Source organism: Xanthomonas campestris pv. campestris str. ATCC 33913 (assembly GCF_000007145.1).
GTDB lineage: Bacteria > Pseudomonadota > Gammaproteobacteria > Xanthomonadales > Xanthomonadaceae > Xanthomonas > Xanthomonas campestris.
This window is the reverse complement of record NC_003902.1, coordinates 3,002,331-3,023,177: the sequence shown is the minus strand read 5'-3', so window position 1 is coordinate 3,023,177 and position 20,847 is coordinate 3,002,331. Positions and strand designations below refer to the sequence as shown.

General features: G+C 65.4%; 21 protein-coding genes and 1 tRNA gene. 19 read left to right on the top strand and 3 right to left on the bottom strand.

Translation table 11 applies throughout. From position 1 onward, the window contains the following. Positions 1 to 279: 279 nt before the first annotated feature. The 4 genes from XCC_RS13240 to XCC_RS13225 are packed head-to-tail and all read left to right on the top strand — an operon-like array spanning position 280 to position 4,114. Complete coding sequence (locus XCC_RS13240) at positions 280 to 2,259, top strand: FimV/HubP family polar landmark protein (RefSeq protein WP_172642095.1); 1,980 nt, start codon at positions 280 to 282, stop codon at positions 2,257 to 2,259. Beyond that, positions 2,256 to 2,636 (top strand): VOC family protein, encoded by a 381-nt coding sequence (locus XCC_RS13235; protein WP_011037677.1) that lies wholly within the window; start codon positions 2,256 to 2,258, stop codon positions 2,634 to 2,636. The genes XCC_RS13240 and XCC_RS13235 overlap by 4 nt, the downstream gene beginning before the upstream one ends. A 39-nt stretch (positions 2,637 to 2,675) precedes the next feature. Further along, complete coding sequence (truA, locus tag XCC_RS13230) at positions 2,676 to 3,449, top strand: tRNA pseudouridine(38-40) synthase TruA (RefSeq protein ID WP_011037676.1); 774 nt, start codon at positions 2,676 to 2,678, stop codon at positions 3,447 to 3,449. Then, positions 3,446 to 4,114, top strand: a complete 669-nt coding sequence (locus tag XCC_RS13225; protein ID WP_011037675.1) for a phosphoribosylanthranilate isomerase — start codon at positions 3,446 to 3,448, stop codon at positions 4,112 to 4,114. The genes truA and XCC_RS13225 overlap by 4 nt, the downstream gene beginning before the upstream one ends. Positions 4,115 to 4,364: 250 nt before the next feature. Here XCC_RS13225 and XCC_RS13220 read toward each other — a convergent pair whose 3' ends face one another. Beyond that, the gene (locus tag XCC_RS13220) at positions 4,365 to 5,261 is read right to left on the bottom strand and encodes a LysR family transcriptional regulator (RefSeq protein WP_011037674.1); all 897 of its coding nucleotides are present in this window, start codon (positions 5,259 to 5,261) and stop codon (positions 4,365 to 4,367) included. 111 nt (positions 5,262 to 5,372) lie between these two features. Between XCC_RS13220 and trpB the strand changes: the two genes are divergently transcribed. The 10 genes from trpB to XCC_RS13170 all read left to right on the top strand — a co-directional run bounded on the left by trpB (position 5,373) and on the right by XCC_RS13170 (position 15,959). Beyond that, the gene (gene trpB / locus XCC_RS13215; protein ID WP_011037673.1) at positions 5,373 to 6,590 is read left to right on the top strand and encodes a tryptophan synthase subunit beta; all 1,218 of its coding nucleotides are present in this window, start codon (positions 5,373 to 5,375) and stop codon (positions 6,588 to 6,590) included. Next, complete coding sequence (locus tag XCC_RS13210) at positions 6,587 to 7,105, top strand: hypothetical protein (RefSeq protein ID WP_012437952.1); 519 nt, start codon at positions 6,587 to 6,589, stop codon at positions 7,103 to 7,105. Before trpB ends, XCC_RS13210 begins: the two co-directional genes overlap by 4 nt. Beyond that, positions 7,102 to 7,920: a tryptophan synthase subunit alpha gene (gene trpA, locus XCC_RS13205; RefSeq protein ID WP_011037671.1), complete on the top strand. Its 819-nt coding sequence runs from the start codon at positions 7,102 to 7,104 to the stop codon at positions 7,918 to 7,920. Before XCC_RS13210 ends, trpA begins: the two co-directional genes overlap by 4 nt. Before the next feature lie 201 nt (positions 7,921 to 8,121). After that, the gene (accD, locus tag XCC_RS13200; protein WP_011037670.1) at positions 8,122 to 9,009 is read left to right on the top strand and encodes an acetyl-CoA carboxylase, carboxyltransferase subunit beta; all 888 of its coding nucleotides are present in this window, start codon (positions 8,122 to 8,124) and stop codon (positions 9,007 to 9,009) included. Then, complete coding sequence (gene glmM / locus XCC_RS13195; RefSeq protein ID WP_011037669.1) at positions 9,006 to 10,355, top strand: phosphoglucosamine mutase; 1,350 nt, start codon at positions 9,006 to 9,008, stop codon at positions 10,353 to 10,355. Before accD ends, glmM begins: the two co-directional genes overlap by 4 nt. Positions 10,356 to 10,469: 114 nt before the next feature. After that, positions 10,470 to 11,408, top strand: coding sequence for an isopenicillin N synthase family dioxygenase (locus XCC_RS13190; protein ID WP_011037668.1), 939 nt, complete (start codon positions 10,470 to 10,472; stop codon positions 11,406 to 11,408). Between the two features lie 264 nt (positions 11,409 to 11,672). Further along, on the top strand, positions 11,673 to 12,302 hold the full coding sequence (locus XCC_RS13185; RefSeq protein ID WP_019237522.1) for a methylamine utilization protein: 630 nt from the start codon (positions 11,673 to 11,675) through the stop codon (positions 12,300 to 12,302). After that, a complete protein-coding gene (locus XCC_RS13180; RefSeq protein WP_011037666.1) occupies positions 12,299 to 14,662 on the top strand; it encodes a putative bifunctional diguanylate cyclase/phosphodiesterase in 2,364 nt (787 codons plus the stop codon). The genes XCC_RS13185 and XCC_RS13180 overlap by 4 nt, the downstream gene beginning before the upstream one ends. A gap of 29 nt (positions 14,663 to 14,691) precedes the next feature. Further along, positions 14,692 to 15,534 (top strand): DUF3034 family protein, encoded by an 843-nt coding sequence (locus XCC_RS13175; protein WP_029628922.1) that lies wholly within the window; start codon positions 14,692 to 14,694, stop codon positions 15,532 to 15,534. Further along, a complete protein-coding gene (locus tag XCC_RS13170; protein WP_019237524.1) occupies positions 15,534 to 15,959 on the top strand; it encodes a group I truncated hemoglobin in 426 nt (141 codons plus the stop codon). Before XCC_RS13175 ends, XCC_RS13170 begins: the two co-directional genes overlap by 1 nt. Before the next feature lie 75 nt (positions 15,960 to 16,034). On the opposite strand, the gene XCC_RS13165 is transcribed toward XCC_RS13170, so the two are convergent. Both XCC_RS13165 and XCC_RS13160 read right to left on the bottom strand, forming a co-directional pair. Further along, on the bottom strand, positions 16,035 to 17,444 hold the full coding sequence (locus XCC_RS13165) for a hypothetical protein (protein ID WP_011037663.1): 1,410 nt from the start codon (positions 17,442 to 17,444) through the stop codon (positions 16,035 to 16,037). A gap of 54 nt (positions 17,445 to 17,498) precedes the next feature. Continuing rightward, positions 17,499 to 18,314, bottom strand: a complete 816-nt coding sequence (locus XCC_RS13160; protein WP_011037662.1) for an SDR family NAD(P)-dependent oxidoreductase — start codon at positions 18,312 to 18,314, stop codon at positions 17,499 to 17,501. 112 nt (positions 18,315 to 18,426) lie between these two features. On the opposite strand from XCC_RS13160, the gene tpiA reads away from it, so the two are divergent. The 5 genes from tpiA (at position 18,427) to XCC_RS13135 (ending at position 20,845) form a co-directional block, all read left to right on the top strand. Further along, entirely contained in the window at positions 18,427 to 19,182 is a 756-nt protein-coding gene (gene tpiA / locus XCC_RS13155) for a triose-phosphate isomerase (RefSeq protein ID WP_011037661.1), read from the top strand. A gap of 33 nt (positions 19,183 to 19,215) precedes the next feature. After that, positions 19,216 to 19,704: a preprotein translocase subunit SecG gene (gene secG, locus XCC_RS13150; RefSeq protein WP_011037660.1), complete on the top strand. Its 489-nt coding sequence runs from the start codon at positions 19,216 to 19,218 to the stop codon at positions 19,702 to 19,704. Between the two features lie 49 nt (positions 19,705 to 19,753). Then, a tRNA-Leu gene (locus tag XCC_RS13145) sits at positions 19,754 to 19,838 on the top strand. Between the two features lie 105 nt (positions 19,839 to 19,943). Beyond that, a complete protein-coding gene (locus tag XCC_RS13140) occupies positions 19,944 to 20,300 on the top strand; it encodes an NADH-quinone oxidoreductase subunit A (protein WP_011037659.1) in 357 nt (118 codons plus the stop codon). Next, the gene (locus XCC_RS13135) at positions 20,291 to 20,845 is read left to right on the top strand and encodes a NuoB/complex I 20 kDa subunit family protein (RefSeq protein ID WP_016944318.1); all 555 of its coding nucleotides are present in this window, start codon (positions 20,291 to 20,293) and stop codon (positions 20,843 to 20,845) included. Before XCC_RS13140 ends, XCC_RS13135 begins: the two co-directional genes overlap by 10 nt. Positions 20,846 to 20,847 lie beyond the last annotated feature (2 nt).

The following is a 20,847-nucleotide window of genomic DNA, read 5'->3' as shown; positions in this document are numbered from 1 at the left end:
GTAACGCCCCATCGCGCACAAGTGCGCTCCTACCTTGTTTCGTGCCTCCTGACGTCGACCAACGCCTTGGTCGCGACGATCCTTGGATAACTAAACAATGCAGCGGGCTAGCGACGCAGCCGTTGCCACCCGCGTGCGAATTCGCATCTCCTCTCGCCATCGCGTTCATGGCCACACCGGTGCTCCTGCACGCATGGCGCGTTGCGGCATTACGCCGGCGCACGCACTCTGCATGATGAAGCCGACTCTTTCGCTCATTCAGCGGCTATATTGATGCGCATGAAACATAGGGGCCGGGGCGCGATGCGCCCGATACAAGGGGTGGGCGTGCTGCTGCTGGCGTTATGCAGTGGTGCGGCCATGGCGTTGGGGTTGGGCGATATCCGGGTGTTGTCCAAACCCGGGCAGCCGTTGGTGGCCGAGATCCCGATCATCTCCAACGAGCCTGGCGAACTGGACAACGCGCGCGTGGCGCTGGCATCGCCAACCATTTTTGCGCGGGTCGGCCTGGAGCGGCCGCAAGGCTTGGTCAGCAACCTGCAGTTCCAGTTTGCGCAGGACGCCCGCGGCCGCGCGGTGATTCGCGTGACCAGCACGCAGGCGGTCGATCAGCCGGCCATCAACTTCCTGATCGAAGTGGAGTGGGACCAGGGCCGCCTGGTGCGCGAGTATTCGGCGCTGGTCGATGCGCCCAATACCGCAGCGGCGATTGCCGAGCCAGGCATCGAGGCGCCGCAAGCCGGTGCCAGCAACACCATTGCGCGCGAACCGGCCGCGGCTTCCGGCGCGCGACCAAGTCGCCAGGACAGCGCAGTGGAAAGGCCGGCCGCACGGCCTGCTGCCGCTGCGCCGGCGCCATCGGCCAGCGCAGCGGGCGACCAGCTGCCGGCCGTGCGCCCGGGCCAGACCTTGTCGGAGATCGCTGCCGGGGTGGCGCGTTCCAGCGGGCATTCGCTGGACCAGACCATGCTGGCGTTGTTGCGCACCAATCCCGATGCCTTCATCAACGGCAACATCAACCGGCTCAAGCAGGGCGCGGTGTTGCGCACGCCGCAGCAGGACGCGCTGGCCGAAGTGGGCGCCGCCGAGGCCGCGGCGCTGGTGCGCGAACAGGCCACGCAGTGGCGGCAGGCGCGTGCGCCCATGCCGCAACCGGCCGAGGCGGGCACCACTCCGGCCGCCAGCCCCGCGCCGGCGGCCGCTGCCGCTGCAGGCGCCGCCGGTGGCGCGCGGCTTGAGATCGCCCCCGCGGTGGCGACGGATACCAACAAGGCCGGCACCACGTCCGGCACCAGTGGCGAAGGCGAGGGCGAGATGGCGGCCAACGAACAGTTGCAACAGGCCAAGGAAGACATCGCCACCCGCGATGCCGAGCTGCAGGAGCTGCGCACCCGCGTGGCCGACCTGGAAAAGCTCAAGCAGCAGCAACAGGCGTTGATCGCCATGAAGGACACCGACCTGGCCGCCGCCCAGCGGCGCCTGGCCGAGACCCCGGCCACGCCCGCGCAGGGCGGCGGATTCCCGCTGTGGTTGATCGGCGGGCTGGTGTTGATCGTGGCCGCGGTGGTGGCCTGGCTGGCCGCGCGCCGCCGCAAGCCATCGCCGTTGCCGCCGTTGCCGCGCCGCAATTTCGATTTCATTCCGCCCGGCACTGCAGCTGCTGCGGCCCAGCCGGATGCGGACGCCGCCGCCACCGTGCCCAGCGAGCGCGACGTGGTGCAGGAGACCGAGTTCGAGCAAATTGATCTGCACGAAGACGAACGCGCCGGTGGCACGCAGCCGCCGCTGTCGGACGTGCTGCGGCGCGAACCGCAGCTGGCCGAGCCGGTGCCGCACGCAGCTGCCCCGGTGGTGTCCAGTGACGATTGGCGCGCCTTGCGCGCGACGCCTGCCGCGCCGTCCGTCGATCTGGCCGACGCCAGACCTGCCCCGGCAGCTGAGCCAGCACCCGAACCCGTACCAGCGCCAATGACTGCCGCACACGCACCGCCTTCACCAGCCACGCAGCAGGACAGCTTGAACTTCGACCCAGCCCCGCCGGCGCCGGTGCCGGTTGACGACGCGCCGCATGCCGAGACGTTCAGTGCTGCTGCGCCGCGCGAATTCGCCTCGGCCGGCCGCGACCGTCTCGAGCTGGCGGTGGCCTACATGGACTTGGGCGACAAGGACACTGCACGCGGGCTGTTGCTGGAAGTCGCCGCCACCGGCGATGCGGCGACCCGTGCCGAAGCGGCCGACCTGCTCGACCGTCTGGCATGAGCCCGGCCATGGACACGCTTGGCGCACGCGAACGCCGCATCGATTACATCGAGTTCGCCTCCGCCGACCTGGAGGCCAGCCGCGCGTTCTTTGCGCAGGTGTTCGGCTGGCAGTTCCAGGCCTATGGCCCGGACTATCTGGCCTTCAACGATGGCCGGCTGGATGGCGGCTTCTATCGCGCAGCCGCGGCGCCGCCCGCCGACACCGGCCCATTGGTGGTGCTGTATGCCGATGACCTGGCCCCGGTGCTGGAGCAGTTTGCCGCCGCCGGTGGGCAGATCGTCAAGCCGGTTTTCGGCTTTCCCGGTGGCAGCCGGTTTCATTTTCGCGAGCCCGGCGGCACCACGCTGGCCGTGTGGTCCGAGCGCAGCGTCTAGTCGGCTGCGCATGACCGGTACCCCAAGAGGCAGACACTGATGCGTTACGCGCTGGGCGTGGAATATGACGGCAGCGAGTTCCAGGGCTGGCAGCAACTGGGCGAGCACGGCGGGCCAAGTGTGCAGGCAACCCTGCAGGCGGCATTGTCGTCGGTGGCCGATGCGCCGATCCAGGTGGTCTGTGCCGGCCGCACCGATGCCGGCGTGCATGGCGAATGCCAGGTGGTGCATTTCGACAGCGATGCCCGCCGCGAACCGCGCGGCTGGATGCTGGGCACCACCGCGCGGCTGCCGCCCTCGGTGGCGGTGCGCTGGTGCGTGCCGGCAGCCGAGGACTTCCATGCGCGGTTTTCCGCGCGGGCGCGGCGCTACCGCTATCGCCTGCTCAACCGGCAGATCCGCCCGGCGCTGTACCGGCAGACCCTGAGCTGGGAGCGCCGGCCGCTGGATGCGCAGGCCATGCACACCGCCGCGCAGGCATTGCTGGGCGAGAACGACTTCGGCGCATTTCGCAGCGTGCAATGCCAGGCCCTGCATGCGCGGCGCAATCTGCAGGCCATCACCGTGCAGCGGCTGGGCGAGGTGGTGGAGGTGCAGGTGCAGGCCAATGCATTCCTTCATCACATGGTGCGGAATATTGTTGGCTCGCTGATTTTGGTCGGGACCGGTGAACAGCCGATCGACTGGATCGCGACATTGCTCGCCGGACGCGACCGCACTGTGGCCGGCCCGACGGCACCGCCGCAAGGCCTGGTGTTCATCGGGCCGCTGTATCCCGCAGAGTGGCATCTGCCCGCCGAGGTGACCCAATGAATCGATCGCTGTACCGCACCCGCATCAAGTTCTGTGGCATGACCCGCGCCGGCGACATCCGGCTCGCCGGCGAGCTGGGTGTGGACGCGGTGGGTTTCATCTTCGCCCATGGCAGCCCGCGCCGCGTGGCCCCGGCCGAGGCGCGCGCCATGCGCCAGGCCACCGCGCCGATGGTCGATGTGGTGGCGTTGTTCCGCAACAACTCCAAGGAAGAAGTGCGCGAAGTGGTGCGCACCGTGCGTCCCACCTTGCTGCAGTTCCATGGCGAAGAAGACGACGCCTTCTGCCGCAGCTTCAATCTGCCGTATCTCAAGGCGGTGCCGATGGGCGCTTCCGGCGTGAATGGCGAAGACGCCAACGCGCGGACCCTGCAGCTCGCCTATCCCAATACGGCCGGCTTCCTGTTCGACAGCCATGCGCCGGGCGAGGGCGGCGGGACCGGCAAGACCTTCGACTGGTCGCGCCTGCCCACCGGCCTGCATCGCCCGTTCCTGCTGGCTGGCGGCATCACCGCCGACAACGTCTTCGACGCGATCGTGGCGACCCTGCCGTGGGGCGTGGACGTGTCCAGCGGCGTGGAGCTTGCGCCGGGCATCAAGGACGGCCACAAGATGCGCAAGTTCGTCGAAGAAGTGCGCCGCGCCGACTGTCACGAGATGTCGTAACGGTGGTCTCTTGAGCGCGCTGCAGTGTGCTGCGGTATGAGCCCATGGTTGTGCCGCGCTGATGCCGACGTTCGCCAGATCAGATGCAGGCGTTGGCGAAGTGACCTGCACAGGCGCGTCGCGCAATAAACCCGGAGCGTCATCAGACGCTTCGGGCAGCTGAGAACTCTTCAAGGCTCCGGTTTCCGGGGCTTTTTTCATGCGTGGTAGCGCGAAGACGCCGCTGCTCGATGTAGCGCCTCGCCTCTGATCAGGGCTGATCCGCCGCAAGCTCGCCGCGCAACCAGCCGGCAAGCTGTGCGATCCGCGGATCGGGATTGCGCCGCGCCGCGCACAGGCCCCAGCGGCCCCGGGTCGGGGTAAAGCCCCACGGCGCCACCAGCCGCCCGGCCGCCAGGTCGGCGGCGACCAGCGATTGCGGCGCGATCGCCACGCCCAGTCCGGCCGCAGCGGCTTCCAGCAGATACATCAGATGCTCGAACTCAGTGCCGAAGCGCAAGCTGTCGGCCGGGATGCCATGCGCCTGCGCCCAGTCCGGCCAGGCTTGCGGGCGTGAACGGGTATGCAGCAGCGGGTGCGCCAGCAGTGCGTGCGGCGGCTGCCCGGCCAGCTGGGTCGCCAGCGGGCTTTGCGGGCTGAGCACCGGCCCGATCCACTCCACGCCCAGCTCGTGCACCTGCCAGTCGCCCGGCCAGGGCGGGGTGTCGAGCAGCAGCGCGGCGTCCAGGCCGTCCAGGTCCGGCCCGGGCGGTTGCTCGTTTGCCGACAGATGCACGCGCAGATCGGGCAGATCGCGCTGCAGCCGGCCCAGCCGCGGAATCACCCAGCGCGCCAGCAGGCTGCCGGAGCAGCCCAGCACCAACGGCGCCTCGTTGCGCGGGCTGGCCAGGTCCGCCCAGGTGTCGGCGATCAGCGCAAAGCCCTCGCTGGTGGCATCGCGCAGGCGCGTGCCGGCGGCGGTCAGCACCAGCCCGCGGCCCTGGCGGGTAAACAGGGCGGTGCCCAATAGCTGTTCCAGAGAACGCACATGCCGGCTGATGGCACCGTGGGTCACGTGCAGGGCGTCGGCGGCGCGGCTGACACTTTGCAGGCGCGCCGCGGCCTCAAAGGCGCGCAAGGCAGCAAGCGGGGGCAGGGAGGTGGGCATATGTGAGTACAGGTCACAGGTTGCGGCGATCTTATCGATTTATCCGCTACGTCGCCTGCGTTAGAGTGCGTCTTTCCCGTATTTCCGCAGTGTTGCGGAGGAATAGCTCCCATGTCGGCCCAGCCCATCAGTGACTTTCATGCGTACCCGGATGCCGCCGGCCATTTCGGCAAGTTTGGCGGGCGCTTCGTCGCGGAAACCTTGATCGCGCCCCTGCAGGAACTGTCTGCCGCCTACGATCTGGCGCGCCAGGATCCGGCCTTCATTGCCGAGTACGACAAGGATCTCAAACATTACGTCGGCCGCCCCAGCCCGATCTACCACGCCGAGCGGCTGAGCCGCGAAGTGGGCGGGGCGCAGATCCTGCTCAAGCGCGAAGACCTGAACCACACCGGCGCGCACAAGATCAACAACACCATCGGCCAGGCGCTGCTGGCCAGCCGCATGGGCAAGACCCGCATCATTGCCGAGACCGGCGCCGGCCAGCATGGCGTGGCCAGTGCCACCGTCGCGGCGCGGCTGGGCCTGGAATGCGTGGTCTACATGGGCGCGACCGACATCGAACGGCAGAAGATCAACGTCTACCGCATGCAGTTGCTCGGTGCGAAGGTCATCCCAGTCACCTCGGGCTCGGCCACGCTCAAGGACGCGCTGAATGAAGCGATGCGCGACTGGGTCAGCAACGTGCAGGACACCTTCTACATCATCGGCACCGTCGCCGGCCCGGATCCGTATCCGCGCATGGTGCGCGATTTCAACGCCATCGTCGGCCGCGAAGCGCGTGCGCAGATGCTGGAAGACTACGGCCGCCTGCCGGATGCGATCAGCGCCTGCGTGGGCGGCGGCAGCAACGCCATCGGTTTGTTCCATGCGTTCTTGAACGACCCCGGCGTCAAGATCTACGGCGCCGAAGCGGCGGGTGATGGCATTGCCAGCGGCCGCCATGCGGCATCGATCGCCGCCGGGCGCCCCGGCGTGCTGCACGGCAATCGCACGTATGTGATCTGCGATGACGACGGCCAGATCATCGAGACCCATTCGGTCTCGGCGGGCCTGGACTACCCAGGCGTGGGGCCGGAGCATGCCTTCCTCTCCGACAGCGGCCGTGCCGTGTACCAGGGCATCACCGACGACGAAGCGCTGGCCGCGTTCCACTTGCTGGCGCATACCGAAGGCATCCTGGCCGCGCTGGAATCCAGCCATGCGGTCGCGCAGTCGATCAAGCTTGCGCGCGAAATGCCCAAGGACGCGCTGGTGCTGTGCAACCTGTCCGGCCGTGGCGACAAGGACGTGCACACCATCGCCGCACGCGAAGGCATGGTGCTGTGATCGCAGCGCACGCGCGCAACCTCGGCGGTGGCATGGCGCTGCTGTGCCTGTCTGCACTGGCGGCGGCCGCGGCATCGGCGCTCGCGCTGGATCGCAGCGGCGCGGTGCGGGTTGGCGAGCGCTTCGCCGAGCTGGCGCCGCGGGCCGCCTGGAAGCCGATGAATGCCGGCCCGATCGGACAGTGCGACTACGTGGAAGCAGGGCTGCTGCCCGCGGGCGTGGCGATGATGGTCGAGGACGGGCGCGTTGTCCGCTTCGACGTCACCGATGCCGGGGTCGTGGGCCCCTTCGGCGTTCGCATCGGCGACAGCGAGGCCAGCGTGCGTGCACGCCTGCCGGCCGGCTATGGCGTCGAGCCGCATCACTATGGCGGTGACGACGGCAAGGATCTTTATCTGACATGGCATGACCCCGCGCGTGGGCTCGCCGTTCGCTACGAAACTGGAGAAGGCAGCGTGACATCGATGTACTGGGGAAGCTGGGACGCCGTGCAACTGGTGGAGGGATGCGCATGAGCCGCGCGCCCGACCGTATCGCTGCGTGCTTCGACGCGCTGCGTCACTCCGGCCGCAAGGCGCTGATTCCCTTCATCACCGCCGGCGACCCCTCATTGGAAGCCACCGTGCCGGTGATGCATGCCCTGGTGCGCGCTGGTGCGAACATCATCGAGCTCGGCGTGCCGTTCTCCGACCCGATGGCCGACGGCCCCACCATCCAGCGCAGCTCCGAGCGCGCGCTGGGCCGCGGTGCCGGGCTGGCCTATGTGATCGAAGCCGTGCAGGAATTCCGGCGCGAGGACGCCACCACCCCGGTGGTACTGATGGGCTACCTCAACCCGATCGAAATCCACGGCACGCGGCGCTTTGCCGAAACCGCGGTGGCCGCCGGCATCGATGGCGTGCTGCTGGTCGACCTGCCGCCCGAGGAGGCCGACGAGACCCGCGCCATCTTCACCGAGGTCGGTCTGGCGCTGATCGCCTTGGCGTCGCCCACCACCGGCGAGGCCCGGCTGGACATGCTGTGCAGCACTGCGCAGGGCTATTTGTATTACGTCAGCTTCTCTGGCGTGACTGGCGCGGCCGACCGGCTGGACACGCACGCGGCCAGCGACCGCCTGCGCCAGCTGCGCGCCCGTGCCGGCGCACCCGTGGTGGCCGGCTTCGGCATCAAGGACGCCGCCAGTGCTGCCGCGATGGCGGTGGATGCGGACGGCGTGGTCGTCGGCAGCGCGCTGGTGGCGGCCCTGGCCGATGCGTCGGATGTGCGCAGCGCGCGTAAGCGGGCCGAAGACTTCCTGCAGCCGCTGCGGCAGGCGCTGGACGCCGGCTGAGGCACCGCTGCCGGTTGCATGCAGGTGCCCAACGGCGGCGATCATGCCGGCAACACGTTCCCGCATGATCGCCTGGCGGCTTGGCCCAAGCCTCTCGGCGCCAACCCGCGCGGCCGCCCACTGCACCGCCATGGGGCGCTGGGATAGACTGTCGCCCCTCTGCGGCCTGCACGGCCGCCTTGCATGGATTGTCATACACGCATGAGCTGGCTCAGCAAATTGATGCCCTCCGGCATCCGCACCGAGAACACCCCCGCCAAGAAGCGCAGCGTCCCCGAGGGCCTGTGGGAGAAGTGCAGCAACTGCGGCAGCGCGCTGTACGGCCCGGAGCTTGAGGAGAACCTGGAGGTGTGTCCGAAGTGTGACCACCACATGGCGATCCGCGCCCGCGCCCGTCTGGCCGCGCTGTTCGACCTGGACAGCCCGACCACCGAAATCGCGGCCCAGCTGGGCCCGGTGGACGTGCTCAAGTTCAAGGATCAGAAGAAGTACGGCGAGCGCATCAAGGCCAGCCAGAAGAGCAGTGGCGAATACGACGCCCTGATCGCCATGCGCGGCATGCTCAAGGGCAACCCGCTGGTGGCCGCCGCGTTCGATTTCGCCTTCATGGGCGGCTCGATGGGCTCGGTGGTCGGCGAGCGCTTTGCGCGTGCGGCCGAAGTGGCGCTGGAAGTGGGCTGCCCGTTCGTGTGTTTCTCCGCAAGTGGCGGCGCGCGCATGCAGGAAGGTCTGTTCTCGCTGATGCAGATGGCCAAGACCTCCGCGGCGCTGGGTCGCCTGCGCGAAGCCGGCCTGCCGTATATCTCGGTGCTGACCCATCCCACCACCGGTGGCGTGTCGGCCTCGTTCGCGATGCTGGGCGATATCAACATCGCCGAACCGCATGCGCTGATCGGTTTTGCCGGCCCGCGCGTGATCGAGCAGACCGTGCGCGAGACGCTGCCCGAAGGTTTCCAGCGCTCGGAATTCCTGCTCGATCATGGCGCCATTGATCAGATCTGCGACCGCCGCGACATGCGCGACCGCATTGCCGAGCTGACCACCATGATGATGCGTCAGCCGCATCCGCAGGACGCAGACGCCGCATGAGCAGTCGTAAGTATTTCGGCACCGACGGCATCCGCGGTCGGGTCGGGCAGGGCGTGATCTCTGCCGATTTCGTGCTGCGCCTGGGCAATGCGCTTGGGCGTGTGCTTACCGCTGGGCGCAGCAAGCGCCCGTTGGTGCTGATCGGCAAGGACACCCGCATTTCCGGCTACATGTTCGAAGCAGCGCTGGAAGCCGGCCTGGTGGCCGCCGGTGCCGACGTGCAGCTGATCGGGCCGATGCCGACTCCGGCCATTGCGTTTTTGACCAGCACCTTGCGCGCGGATGCTGGTGTGGTGATCAGCGCATCGCACAACCCGCATTACGACAACGGCATCAAGTTCTTTTCCGCCGAAGGCGAGAAGCTCGATGACGCCACCGAAGCGGCCATCGAAGCGGCCCTGGATGCGCCATTCCACACCGTGGAATCCGAGCGCCTGGGCAAGGCGATCCGTACCCGCGATGCGATCGGCCGCTACATCGAATTCTGCAAGGCCAGCGTCCCGCGTGGCTTCACCCTGCACGGGTTGAAGATGGTGCTCGATTGCGCGCACGGCGCCACGTACCACATCGCGCCGATGTTGTTTCGCGAGCTCGGCGCCGAGGTGGTGGTGATCGGTGCGGCGCCGGACGGGCTCAATATCAACGATGGTGTCGGCTCCACGCATATCGACAATCTCGCCGCCAAGGTGCGCGAGACCGGTGCGCAGCTGGGCATCGCTTTCGATGGCGACGGCGACCGCGTGCTGATGGCCGACGACCAGGGCAACCCGGTCGATGGCGACGATCTGCTGTACGTGCTCGCGCGCTCGTGGCAGGCCAGCGGCCGGCTCACCGGCACGGTGGTCGGCACCTTGATGACCAATTACGGGCTGGAGAAAGCATTGGCGGCGTTGCAGATCCCGTTCCAGCGCGCCAAGGTCGGCGACCGCTATGTGCATCAGGCCCTGGTCGAGGGCGGCGGTACCCTGGGCGGCGAAACCTCCGGCCACCTGCTGTGTCTGGACCGGGCCACCACCGGTGATGGCATCGTCAGCGCCCTGCAGGTGCTCGAAGCGCTGGGGCGCGACGGGCACAGCCTGCGTGAGGCGCTGAGCAGCCTGAGCAAGGTCCCGCAGCAGACCGTCAATGTGCGTCTGGGCGGCGGTGCAGCCAAGGCGATTGTGGAAGCCGCCAGCGTGCAGCAGGCGCTGCAGCAAGCGCAGGCGGCGGTGCAGGGGCGTGGCCGCGCCTTCCTGCGCCCGTCCGGCACCGAGCCGGTGGTACGCGTGACTGTGGAGGCCGACGAAGCGGGGTTGATGCAGGACACGCTCGATCGCCTCGCCGGAGCGGTGCGTGACGCGGCGTGAGTCGTTGATCATCGGCGTCTGCGTGGTCTTCGCCAAGGCCGCGACGTTTTATGTGCTGTATCGCCTGCTGTCCTGAGCGGCAGGTCTTCTTTCATTCTTGAGCAAGACATCCGTATGAGCGCGCGCATCCCCACCCTGGACATCACCCGTTTCGACAGCGACCGCGAGGCCTTTGTCGCCGAGCTCGGTGCCGCTTATCGGCAATGGGGCTTTGCCGGTATCCGCAATCACGGCATTGCGCAGTCCGACATCGACGCCGCCTACGAGGTGTTCAAGGCATTTTTCGCGCTGCCCGACGAGGTCAAGCGCAGCTACCACGTGCCCGGCAGTGGCGGCGCGCGCGGCTATACCGCGTTCGGTGTGGAAACCGCCAAGGACTCCAAGCATTTCGATTTGAAAGAGTTCTGGCACATCGGCCGCGAGATCCCGGACGATTCGCCGTACCGCGCGGTGATGGCGCCCAATCTGTGGCCGACCGAAGTGCCGGGCTTCCGCGAACGTGGCTACCACCTGTATCAGCAGTTGGATCAGCTGGGCTCGCGCGTGTTGTCGGCGCTGGCGCTGCACATCGGCCTGCCGCAGGACTACTTCGCCGACAAGACCGATCACGGCAATTCGATCCTGCGCCCGATCCATTACCCGCCGATCACCAGCGACGACATCCCGAATGTACGCGCCGGTGCGCACGGCGACATCAATTTCATCACCTTGCTGGTGGGCGCCAGTGCCGCCGGCCTGGAAGTGCGTTCCAACGAAGGCGAGTGGGTGCCGTTCACTGCGGACGCCGACACCATCGTGGTCAATATCGGCGACATGCTGCAGCGCCTGACTAACCATGTGTACCCGTCCACCATCCACCGCGTGGTCAATCCGCCGGGAGAGGAAGCGCGCAAGCCGCGCTATTCGGTGCCGTTCTTCCTGCACCCGAACCCGGATTTCCTGATCGACGTGTTGCCGTCCTGCATCAGCGCCGACAACCCCAGCCGCTATCCCGAGCCGATCACCGCACACGGGTTTCTGGAAGAGCGCCTGCGCGAGATCAAGCTCAAGTAAGCCGAACGGACCCAAGCGCAGCCTATGGCCGCGCTCGCAACATGGCGGATGACGCTCGCCACAGTTTGCTTGATGAACGTTCGCTCGCGTCCGGTTAAAGCTTGCGTTCACCTCTGCCGATATCCCAGTCTGGCCGCTAGCGCGACGTCGGATTTGCCTGGCGCCCGCTGCAGGACTGCGATGAGGTGCGGGCGCATGTGGACGCGAAAAGTAATCAACATTGTTGGAACATCGGCACTGGTGCTGACCGGGTGCCTTGCGGGTGTGGCCTTGGCAACACCGGTGACGGTGACTGTCCAGGACGCCGGCGGCGTGCTGGTTGATGCAGTGGTGAGCCTGGAAACCGCACGTCCGGTGCCGGCGACCGGCACCTCGAAAACGGTGTCGATGGATCAGCTGAATTCGCAGTTCGTTCCCGCGGTGCTCGCGGTACGCACGGGTAGCCTGGTGCGCTTCCCAAACAATGATCAAATCCGGCATCAGGTGTATTCGTTTTCGCCTGCCAAGAAGTTCGAGTTGCCGCTGTTCCAGGGCAGCACGGCTGCGCCGGTACGCTTCGATCAGGCCGGGCTGGTGACGGTGGGCTGCAACATCCATGACTGGATGCTGGGGTATATCGTGGTGCTGGACACCCCGTATTTCGGCAAGAGCGGCAGCGATGGCCGTGTCCAGATCGATGCGCCCGCGGGCAGCTACACCCTGCGCGTCTGGCATCCGCGCATCAAGGGCGCTGCGCTGTCCGAGCCACTGGTGCTGAGCCGCGATGCGCTGCAGCGCCGTGTCACCGTGCAGACCACCGGCACAGCGCCAGCGGTCGCGCCGCCGGATGATCGCGTGCGCGCGCTGCAGGACAAGTTCCGTCGCGCCGCCGACCCGAAAAAGCCGTCTCCATGAAGGCGATGCGACTGCATACGCGCATCGCGGCGCTGCTGGTGCTGGTGGTGCTCGGCACCCAGGCGCTGACCTTCATTGCCGTGCAGGTGGCCACCGAGCGCAGCGTCAAGGCGCAACTCGGCGAAGAGCTGCTGATTGGCGAGCGGGTCTGGCAACGCATCAACCAGCGCCGCGATGAACAACTGCTGCAATCGGCCTCGGTGCTGGCGGACGATTTCGGCTTCCGTGCAGCCGTTGCCAGCGGCGATGTGCCAACGATGCAGTCGGCGTTGCGCAACCACGCCGCGCGCATGGATGCGCAGACGGCGGTGCTGCTGTCGCCTGAAGGCGATTTTCTGACCGGGCTGGCGGATCTGCCGCAGGCCGAGCAGCTGCGTGCCGTGCAGGCCTTGCTGCAACAGGCCCAGCACGACGGGCGTGCCGTCGGTGTGGTGGCCTTGGATCAACACATCGTGCGCCTGGCAGTCGTGCAGGTACTGGCGCCGAGCCGGGTGGGCTGGATTGCGATCGGTAATGAATCCGGCGACAGCCTTGCGCAGGATTTCCGCAGCACCACGGGTCTGGATGCCACCTTCTTCATCGACGGTGCGCCGCCGCGCGTACTGGCGTCCACGCTGCAACCAGCCGAACGCACGGAATTCGCGCAGCAATTGCGCACCGCCGAACACGCGCAGGGCGCTGCAATCCCGCTGACCCTGGGGGACTCGCGTTACCTGGTGAAGTTGCAGTCCATCCAGGGCGATACCCGCGTGCGGGTTGCCTTGCAGGCGTCGTTGGACCGCGCGGTGGCGCCGTACCGCACACTCAAGTTACGGATTTTGCTGCTGGCTGGCCTGGCCACCGCCGCCGCACTGGGCGTGTCGATTTTTCTCGCGCGCAGCGTCAGTAAGCCGGTGGCGCTGCTGGTGCAGGCAGCACGCCGCATCCAGCGCGGTGATTACCACACCACCGTGCAATTGCCGCCCGGGCGCGAATTGGCGGAGCTGGCCGACAGCTTCGGGCGCATGCAGCAGCAGATCGCCACGCGCGAGCAGCACATCCTGCACCAGGCACGCCACGACGCACTCACTGGCTTGCCCAACCGCATCTGGCTGCTGGAGCAGCTGCAGCAGGTGGTGGATCAGACCGTGGCCTCGGGCGGCACCGCAGCGGTGTTGATCCTGGACCTGGAGCGCTTCAAGGAACTCAACGACAGCCTGGGCCACGACTTCGCAGATCAGGTCTTGGTCGAAGCCGGGCGCAGGCTTGCCGACGTGGTGCAGGCGCCCAACATCGTCGGGCGCCTTGGCAGCGACGAATTCATGGTGGTGGTGGCGCATGCCGACCCGGCCACCGTGCAGGAGGAAGCCCAACGCCTGCTGCTGCAATTGCGCAGCCCGCTGGCGCTGCCGCAGGCGCGCATCCAGCTCGAAGCCAGCATCGGCATTGCGTTGATTCCCGAACATGGCGCCGACCCGGACACGCTGCTGCGTCGCGCCGATATCGCGCGCGGCCAGGTCGGCGACACCGCCAGTGGCGCCAGCGTGTACCGGCTTGGCCAGGACGAGCAGCATCTGCGCCGGCTGCGTCTCACCGGCGATCTGCGCCAGGCCATCGGTGGCAACGAGCTGACCTTGCGTTTCCAGCCCAAGATCAGCCTGCGTACCGATCAGGTGGAGCAGGTCGAGGTGCTCGTGCGCTGGCATCACCCGGTGCTGGGGCCGATCGGCCCGGACGAATTCATTCCGTTGGCCGAGCATTCCGGCGTCATCCATCCGCTCACCCGCTTCGTGCTGGACGAGGCCTTGCACTGCCAGTCGCAATGGCGAGCGCAAGGATTGGAACTGGGCATGGCGATCAATCTGTCGGCCCTGGATCTGTCCGACCCCGGCCTGCCGGACTTCGTGCGCGGCTGCCTGCAGCGTCATGCGGTGCCGGCCACCTCGGTCACGCTGGAACTGACCGAAAGCGCATTGATGCGCGATGTCGAATTTGCGCTGCACATGTTGCATCAACTCCGCAATGTGGGCGTACGGCTGTCGGTCGACGACTTCGGCACCGGCTATTCCTCGCTGGCCCAGCTCAAGCGCATGCCGGTGAACGAATTGAAGATCGACAAGAGCTTTGTCATGCAGCTTGCCGAAGGCACCGACGATGCCTTCATCGTGCGCAGCACGATCGATCTGGGGCACAACCTCGGCCTGAGCGTGATTGCCGAGGGCGTGGAAAACGACACTGCGCTGGCGCTGCTGCGCGGCTACGGCTGCGACATGGTGCAGGGCTATCTGTATTCGCCGCCACTGGAAGAAAAGCCGCTGCTGGCATGGTGCATGCGCCAGCTCGGTCGCTCGCCCGTGGCGCAGGCGGGAGGTCAACGATGAAGCGCGTTCCACGTACGACAGCGGCCGCAATGCTGCTTGCCGCAACGGCGCTGAACCCACTGCTGTGCATGGCGGGCGAGGGCCGGTTGCTGGCCACCGGCGGCGTCTCGATGCTCGAAGGCAGCAGTGGCGGCGGCATCGTGCCCTGGGCCACGTTGTCGGGGTACGGCACGCGCGATGAACTCGGCACCGTGGCGTTCGCCACCCACGTCGATAGCGGCGATTACCGTCTGGATGTGCAGGGCGCGGCATTGACGGTGGGCAATCGGCTCGAGCTTTCGGTGGCGCGCCAGCGTCTGGACCTGGGCACCTTGCAGGACCGGTTGGGATTGCCGTGGAATGCGCTCGGCCAGGATGTGTTTGGCGCGAAAGTGCGACTGCATGGCGATCTGGTCTACGGGCGCGCGCCGCAGCTGAGTCTGGGCGTGCAGTACAAGCGCCTGCGCGACGGCACCTTGCCGCTGGCGATCGGTGCACGCGACGACCACGGCACCGATGTCTATCTCAGCGCCGCGCGGCTATTGCTGCAAGGCGCTGGCGGCTACCAGTTGCTGCTCAACGGCACCGTGCGCGCTACTCGCGCCAATCAAACCGGGTTGCTGGGCTTCGGCGGCGACCGTCGCAACAGTTATCGGCTGGTCGGTGAGGTCAGCGCTGGCGTGGTGCTGAGCCCGTCGTGGGTGGTGGGCCTGGAGTATCGCGACAAGCCGAACAATCTGGGTTTCGCCCGCGAGCAAGCCTGGGCCGACGGCTTCGTCGCCTGGTTCCCGACCAAGCATGTGTCGCTGACCGCCGCCTGGGCCGATCTCGGCGAAGTTGCCACCTTGAAGCGTCAGCGCGGACCGTATCTTTCCCTGCAGGTGGCGTTGTGATGACCCGATGGCTGCGCTATTCGCTGCTGTGCGTGCTGACGTTGAGCGCCTGTGCCACCACGCAACCGCGACAGACGCTGTACGAAGAATTGGGCGGTCAGCCCGGCATCGAGGCCCTGGTGGAAACCATGCTCTCGCGCATCGCCGACGACCCGCGCATCGTCGAGCACTTTGCACGCGTCAATATCGTCATGCTCAACGAGCGGCTGGTGCAGAAGTTCTGCCATGTCGCCGATGGCCCGTGCCCGGACACTGCCAAGTCCATGGCACAGGCGCACCAGCATATGGCCATCCGCGAGGACGACTTCAATGCCCTGGTCGAAGATCTCAACTGGGCAATGGATCAGCGCAACATTCCGCGCCGAACCCAGAATCGCCTGCTCGCACGGTTGGCCGCGATGCATGGCGAGATCGTCAATCACTGAGGATGGATAGGCACTCGAGTGGTTGACTGATGCATAAGTTTGCACGCGATCATAGTGGCCAGATCGTTGCCTGCTTCATATATTCGATGGGGTGGGGATGTAAGACTCGGGTCGGGAGTGGATTGGGCTGTCTGCCGACTTTGCGGCAAACGTGAAGATCGCTGCTGTCAAGATTGCTGTGCACGCTAGCTGCATTGCGATGGCTTCCTTTTTTATTCCACCAAACGCAAGGGCACAGTAGGAAAGGCAATGAATTGGCAAGAAGAAGCGAGTTTCAATGGCGCCGGGAATGATGGCTATGCAAGGCGCCAGGAGCACGAGCGTGTAAAGAAGTCTGCGATTTACCGGCTCACTAGAGGCCTGAAAGAAGATTGCTCGGCCAAGTTGGGTCAGCCCAAATAAGACGATGCTAAGTAAAATCAGCGACTGAATATTTTTTTCTGACGTAGGGTTCCGAGTGTAGACCTCTCCATCCCTCACATCGAGAGCTAACGCAATGTGACGGAGATATATATTTATAAATGTAATTGGATGCTGGGTCATCAGGCCAGCTATTTTTACGACTGATTGATTGTTCTCAAAGCCTCCATTTTGTTGGAGGATGAGTGCGCCATTGTTGTTTGCATAGAATACGGGTATGGCTTTTTTGGTCTGGGGGTCAATATGTGTTTCATATTTGTCAACGATCATTCCCCATGCCAGCTGCCGCGCAAATAGGGATGCGCCGCGGACATCCGTCACTACGAGTGGGGTGCGCGTTGAGTGGTGGCTGTAATTAATTGCCATTTGGGGGGCTGCGCCTACTAGTGCGCCTAGTAGAAAGCATGTCGATGCAAAAAATCTTTGCTTAAGGCTTTTTGAGAAAAAAATCGCAGCAATGACCATGAGTGTAAAGAAGGAAAATAAATAGATGGTTCGTGTGTTGTAGGCTAAATAGGCAAGTAGCCCTGCTACGATCAAAAGACTGAAGGACTGTGATTTGATGGCCTTGATGCAAGCATATAAGGCTAGCGCCATTATCCCAAAAGAAGGTGCGTCGCTGAGCGGGTAAGATATCAATCCGGGAAATGCAAAGGCCATCAGGAGTGCAGGGATGAGTCTGGTGAATGCCGACGGTTTGGCGTCAAATATGACCTGATAAAGGTTCGGAAGGAGGATCGAAAACAAGTAGCCGTATCCTATCGATTGCCCGAGCTTGAGTAATAACAATCCAGCCTGCTCTGAATGGTCAAAAGCGAATCTAAATGGTGTCAGTAGAAGTGGGTAGGAATATCCGCGAATCGTCTTGGGGAAGGTCCCTTCAGTAATTGCTGAGCTCAAGGCCCAGTAGGCTCCGGCATCTCCGGTAAATGCCTTGGCATCGATGGCAAGCTGGATTGCAAAGAAAGCCGATGATGCAATGAAGAGCGCAATGAGCTCCGCTTGATGGCGCATTATGAATCTTGTCGTCATTGATTTTCCCCTGTCCATCGCGTTGTTTGCCATGTTCCCGGTCGCGAGCGACGCGAGATGTGGCCTGTCAGTTGCAGTGTCGCTTACTTATGCATCGCTTGCGTTCTCCAAAGGACGCACCCGGTGCGAGCCACGTGCCATCAGCCGCAGCAGCAGCGCATGCGGCAACAGGCGCAGCGCAACGTTCACCAGGCGATAGCGCCACCCTGGTATCGCCAGCACCTGCCCGCGTTCCAGCGCGGCGATGCCGTACGCAGCCACGGCATCGGCCTGCAGCCACGCCCAGCCGGGCAGGGTGGACATCGCCGCGCGGGTGCCGGTGACATCGTGGAATTCCGACCAGGCAAAGCCCGGGCAGAGCGCGCACACCTTCACCGCGCAATCGGCGTTCTCCAGCGCCAGCGACTCGCTGAAGCGCAGCATGAAACTCTTGGCGGCCGCATACAGCGTCTGGCCATCGGCGCTGGGCGTCAGTGCGGCGAACGAGGCCACATTGAGGATCCGGCCCTGGCCACTGGCGCGGATCATCGGCAACAGCCGCCAGGTCAGTTCGCACACCGCCGTCACCATCACCTGCAGAAACCGCGCATGCGTCTGCCAGTCGTTCTGCAGATACCGCCCTGGCATGCCGTAGCCGGCATTGTTGACCAGGGTGCCCACGGTCCAGCCCTGGCGCTGGATTTCGGCGACCAGCCGGGCAGGGGCGGCGGGGTCGCCCAGATCCTCCGGCAGGATTTCCACCCGCACCTGCGCGCCCAATTCCGCGGCCAGCGCCTCCAGCCGGTCCACTCGCCGCGCCGTCAGGATTAGTGGCATCCCGCGCGCTGCGTAGGCACGGGCAATCTCGCGACCGATCCCGCTGGAAGCGCCGGTGATCAGGGCGAAGACAGGCGAAACGGACATGGCAGGTTCCTGGTTAGGGCGAAATGGGACACGCATCGGACACAAGTCTGCCGGGTACCGACAGGGCATGGGCTATTCTCACGCCTGTCTTCAACTCAGGAACCTGCACCTGATGCGTCGAAAGATCGTTGCTGGAAATTGGAAGCTGCATGGCACGCGTGCCTTCGCCACCGAACTGGTGGCGCAGGTGGCCGCGCACATGCCCCTGGCGGGTGTCGATGTCGTCATCCTGCCGCCCTTGCCGTATCTCGGTGATCTGATCGAGGACTTCGAGGCCCACCACCTGGCATTCGGTGCACAGGACGTCAGTAGCAACGAGAAGGGCGCCTACACCGGTGAAGTGTCCGCCTCGATGCTGGTGGATGTCGGTGCCGAATACGGCCTGGTCGGGCATTCGGAGCGCCGTCAGTATCACCAGGAAAGTAGCGAGCTGGTCGCGCGCAAGTTTGCCGCCGCAATGCATGCCGGGTTGATCCCGGTGCTGTGCGTTGGCGAATCGCTGGAACAGCGCGAGGCAGGTCAGACTGAGGCAATCCTACGTGCCCAGTTGGAGCCGGTCCTGAGCCTGGTCGGCAGTGCCGGATTCGCCCGCGCCGTGGTGGCCTACGAGCCGATCTGGGCCATCGGGACCGGGCGCACCGCCACGCCGGACCAGGCCCAGGCCGTGCACGCCTTCATTCGTGGCGAAGTCGCGAAGGCGGATGCTAGAATTGCCGATTCACTGCCCATCCTGTACGGGGGGAGTGTCAAGCCCGACAACGCCAGCGAGCTGTTTTCCCAGCCCGACGTCGACGGTGGGCTGGTCGGCGGCGCATCACTGGTTGCCGAAGACTTCCTGGCCATTGCGCGTGCGGCGGCCGCTTGTTAACCCATTAAGTTTTGTCCGGGGACGGATTTCGAAATGCTGATGTTGATCCTCAATGTGGTCTACGTGCTGGTCGCGCTGGCGATGATTGCGCTGATCCTGATGCAGCGTGGCGCCGGTGCGGCGGCGGGCTCGGGCTTCGGCGCGGGCGCGTCGGGCACGGTGTTTGGCTCGCAGGGTGCGTCGAACTTCCTGTCCAAGTCGACCAAGTGGCTGGCGGTGGTGTTCTTCAGCATCAGCCTGTTCATGGCCTGGTACGCCACCCATGGCGCCCGTCCCACCGACCAGAACCTGGGCGTGATGTCGCAGTCGGCCACGCCGGCTCCGGCCGCCGCGGGTGAGTTGACCCAGCCGTTGCCGCAGGCGCCTGCCGCTGGCGCAGTGCCCACCGCTCCCTCGCAGCCGTTGCCTGCTGCGGCCGAGCCGGCCACTGCACCTGCCGCAACACCTGTGCAGTCCGCACCGACGCAGCCGGCGCCTGCCGCACGCGAAGAAAAGACGCCGGAACCAGCACAAAAAGACTGAAGGCGGTTACAATACGCTGCGCACTGGGATGCCCAGCGGCGCAACGTATGCCCAGGTGGCGGAATTGGTAGACGCACTACCTTGAGGTGGTAGCGACTTAGGTCGTAGGGGTTCGAGTCCCCTCTTGGGCACCATTGTTTGGCTGCAGTTCCTGCGCATCGCGGCAATGCCGGCGCGGGGTCTGCCTATACCCCATGCCGGCACGCGGCGCGTGCGGGCAGAGGCAAGAGAGAATCGCTGTGCTGGCCGAATATTTGCCGAGTCTGCTGTTTCTGGTTGTCGCCACTGGCATCGGCATCGTGCTGATGTTGATTGGTCGGTTCCTCGCTCCGCGCAGCCCGGACGCGCGCAAGCTTTCGCCATACGAGTGTGGCTTCGAGGCATTCGAAGACGCGCGCATGAAGTTCGATGTGCGCTACTACCTCATCGCGATCCAGTTCATCGTGTTCGATCTGGAAATCATCTTCATCGTGCCGTGGACACAGGTGTTCATGGAGATCGGCGCACGCTCGCTGGTCACCATGGGCCTGTTCGTCGGCATGTTGTTCCTCGGTTTTATCTACGTGTGGAAGAAGGGAGCGCTGGAATGGGAGTGATTCAGACCCTGGATCGTCTGATGACCAACCCGATGCCGGAAGGCCGGGTCGAAGACATCCTGCGCCCGGAAGGCGAAAACCCGTTGCTCGAAAAGGGCTACGTGACCACCAGCGTCGATGCGCTGTTGAACTGGGCGCGTACAGGTTCGATGTGGCCGATGACCTTTGGTCTGGCCTGCTGTGCAGTCGAGATGATGCACGCCGGTGCAGCGCGCCTGGACCTGGACCGCTACGGCGTGGTGTTCCGCCCGTCGCCGCGCCAGTCCGACGTGATGATCGTCGCCGGCACTCTGGTCAACAAGATGGCGCCGGCATTGCGCAAGGTCTACGACCAGATGCCCGACCCGAAGTGGGTCATCTCGATGGGCAGCTGCGCCAACGGCGGCGGCTACTATCACTATTCGTATTCGGTGGTGCGCGGTTGCGATCGCATCGTGCCGGTGGACATCTATGTCCCGGGCTGCCCGCCGACCGCCGAGGCGCTGGTCTACGGCATCTTGCAGCTGCAGAAGAAAATCTGGCGCACCCAGACGATCGCACGCTGACA

Excerpts from the sequence above, each read along its gene's own strand:
- XCC_RS13240 (WP_172642095.1), top strand. The coding sequence starts at position 280 with ATGAAACATAGGGGCCGGGGCGCGATGCGCCCGATACAAGGGGTGGGC.
- XCC_RS13235 (WP_011037677.1), top strand. The coding sequence starts at position 2,256 with ATGAGCCCGGCCATGGACACGCTTGGCGCACGCGAACGCCGCATCGAT.
- truA (WP_011037676.1), top strand. The coding sequence starts at position 2,676 with ATGCGTTACGCGCTGGGCGTGGAATATGACGGCAGCGAGTTCCAGGGC.
- XCC_RS13225 (WP_011037675.1), top strand. The coding sequence starts at position 3,446 with ATGAATCGATCGCTGTACCGCACCCGCATCAAGTTCTGTGGCATGACC.
- XCC_RS13220 (WP_011037674.1), bottom strand. The coding sequence starts at position 5,261 with ATGCCCACCTCCCTGCCCCCGCTTGCTGCCTTGCGCGCCTTTGAGGCC.
- trpB (WP_011037673.1), top strand. The coding sequence starts at position 5,373 with ATGTCGGCCCAGCCCATCAGTGACTTTCATGCGTACCCGGATGCCGCC.
- trpA (WP_011037671.1), top strand. The coding sequence starts at position 7,102 with ATGAGCCGCGCGCCCGACCGTATCGCTGCGTGCTTCGACGCGCTGCGT.
- accD (WP_011037670.1), top strand. The coding sequence starts at position 8,122 with ATGAGCTGGCTCAGCAAATTGATGCCCTCCGGCATCCGCACCGAGAAC.
- glmM (WP_011037669.1), top strand. The coding sequence starts at position 9,006 with ATGAGCAGTCGTAAGTATTTCGGCACCGACGGCATCCGCGGTCGGGTC.
- XCC_RS13190 (WP_011037668.1), top strand. The coding sequence starts at position 10,470 with ATGAGCGCGCGCATCCCCACCCTGGACATCACCCGTTTCGACAGCGAC.
- XCC_RS13180 (WP_011037666.1), top strand. The coding sequence starts at position 12,299 with ATGAAGGCGATGCGACTGCATACGCGCATCGCGGCGCTGCTGGTGCTG.
- XCC_RS13175 (WP_029628922.1), top strand. The coding sequence starts at position 14,692 with ATGCTGCTTGCCGCAACGGCGCTGAACCCACTGCTGTGCATGGCGGGC.
- XCC_RS13170 (WP_019237524.1), top strand. The coding sequence starts at position 15,534 with ATGACCCGATGGCTGCGCTATTCGCTGCTGTGCGTGCTGACGTTGAGC.
- XCC_RS13165 (WP_011037663.1), bottom strand. The coding sequence starts at position 17,444 with ATGGCAAACAACGCGATGGACAGGGGAAAATCAATGACGACAAGATTC.
- XCC_RS13160 (WP_011037662.1), bottom strand. The coding sequence starts at position 18,314 with ATGTCCGTTTCGCCTGTCTTCGCCCTGATCACCGGCGCTTCCAGCGGG.
- tpiA (WP_011037661.1), top strand. The coding sequence starts at position 18,427 with ATGCGTCGAAAGATCGTTGCTGGAAATTGGAAGCTGCATGGCACGCGT.
- secG (WP_011037660.1), top strand. The coding sequence starts at position 19,216 with ATGCTGATGTTGATCCTCAATGTGGTCTACGTGCTGGTCGCGCTGGCG.
- XCC_RS13135 (WP_016944318.1), top strand. The coding sequence starts at position 20,291 with ATGGGAGTGATTCAGACCCTGGATCGTCTGATGACCAACCCGATGCCG.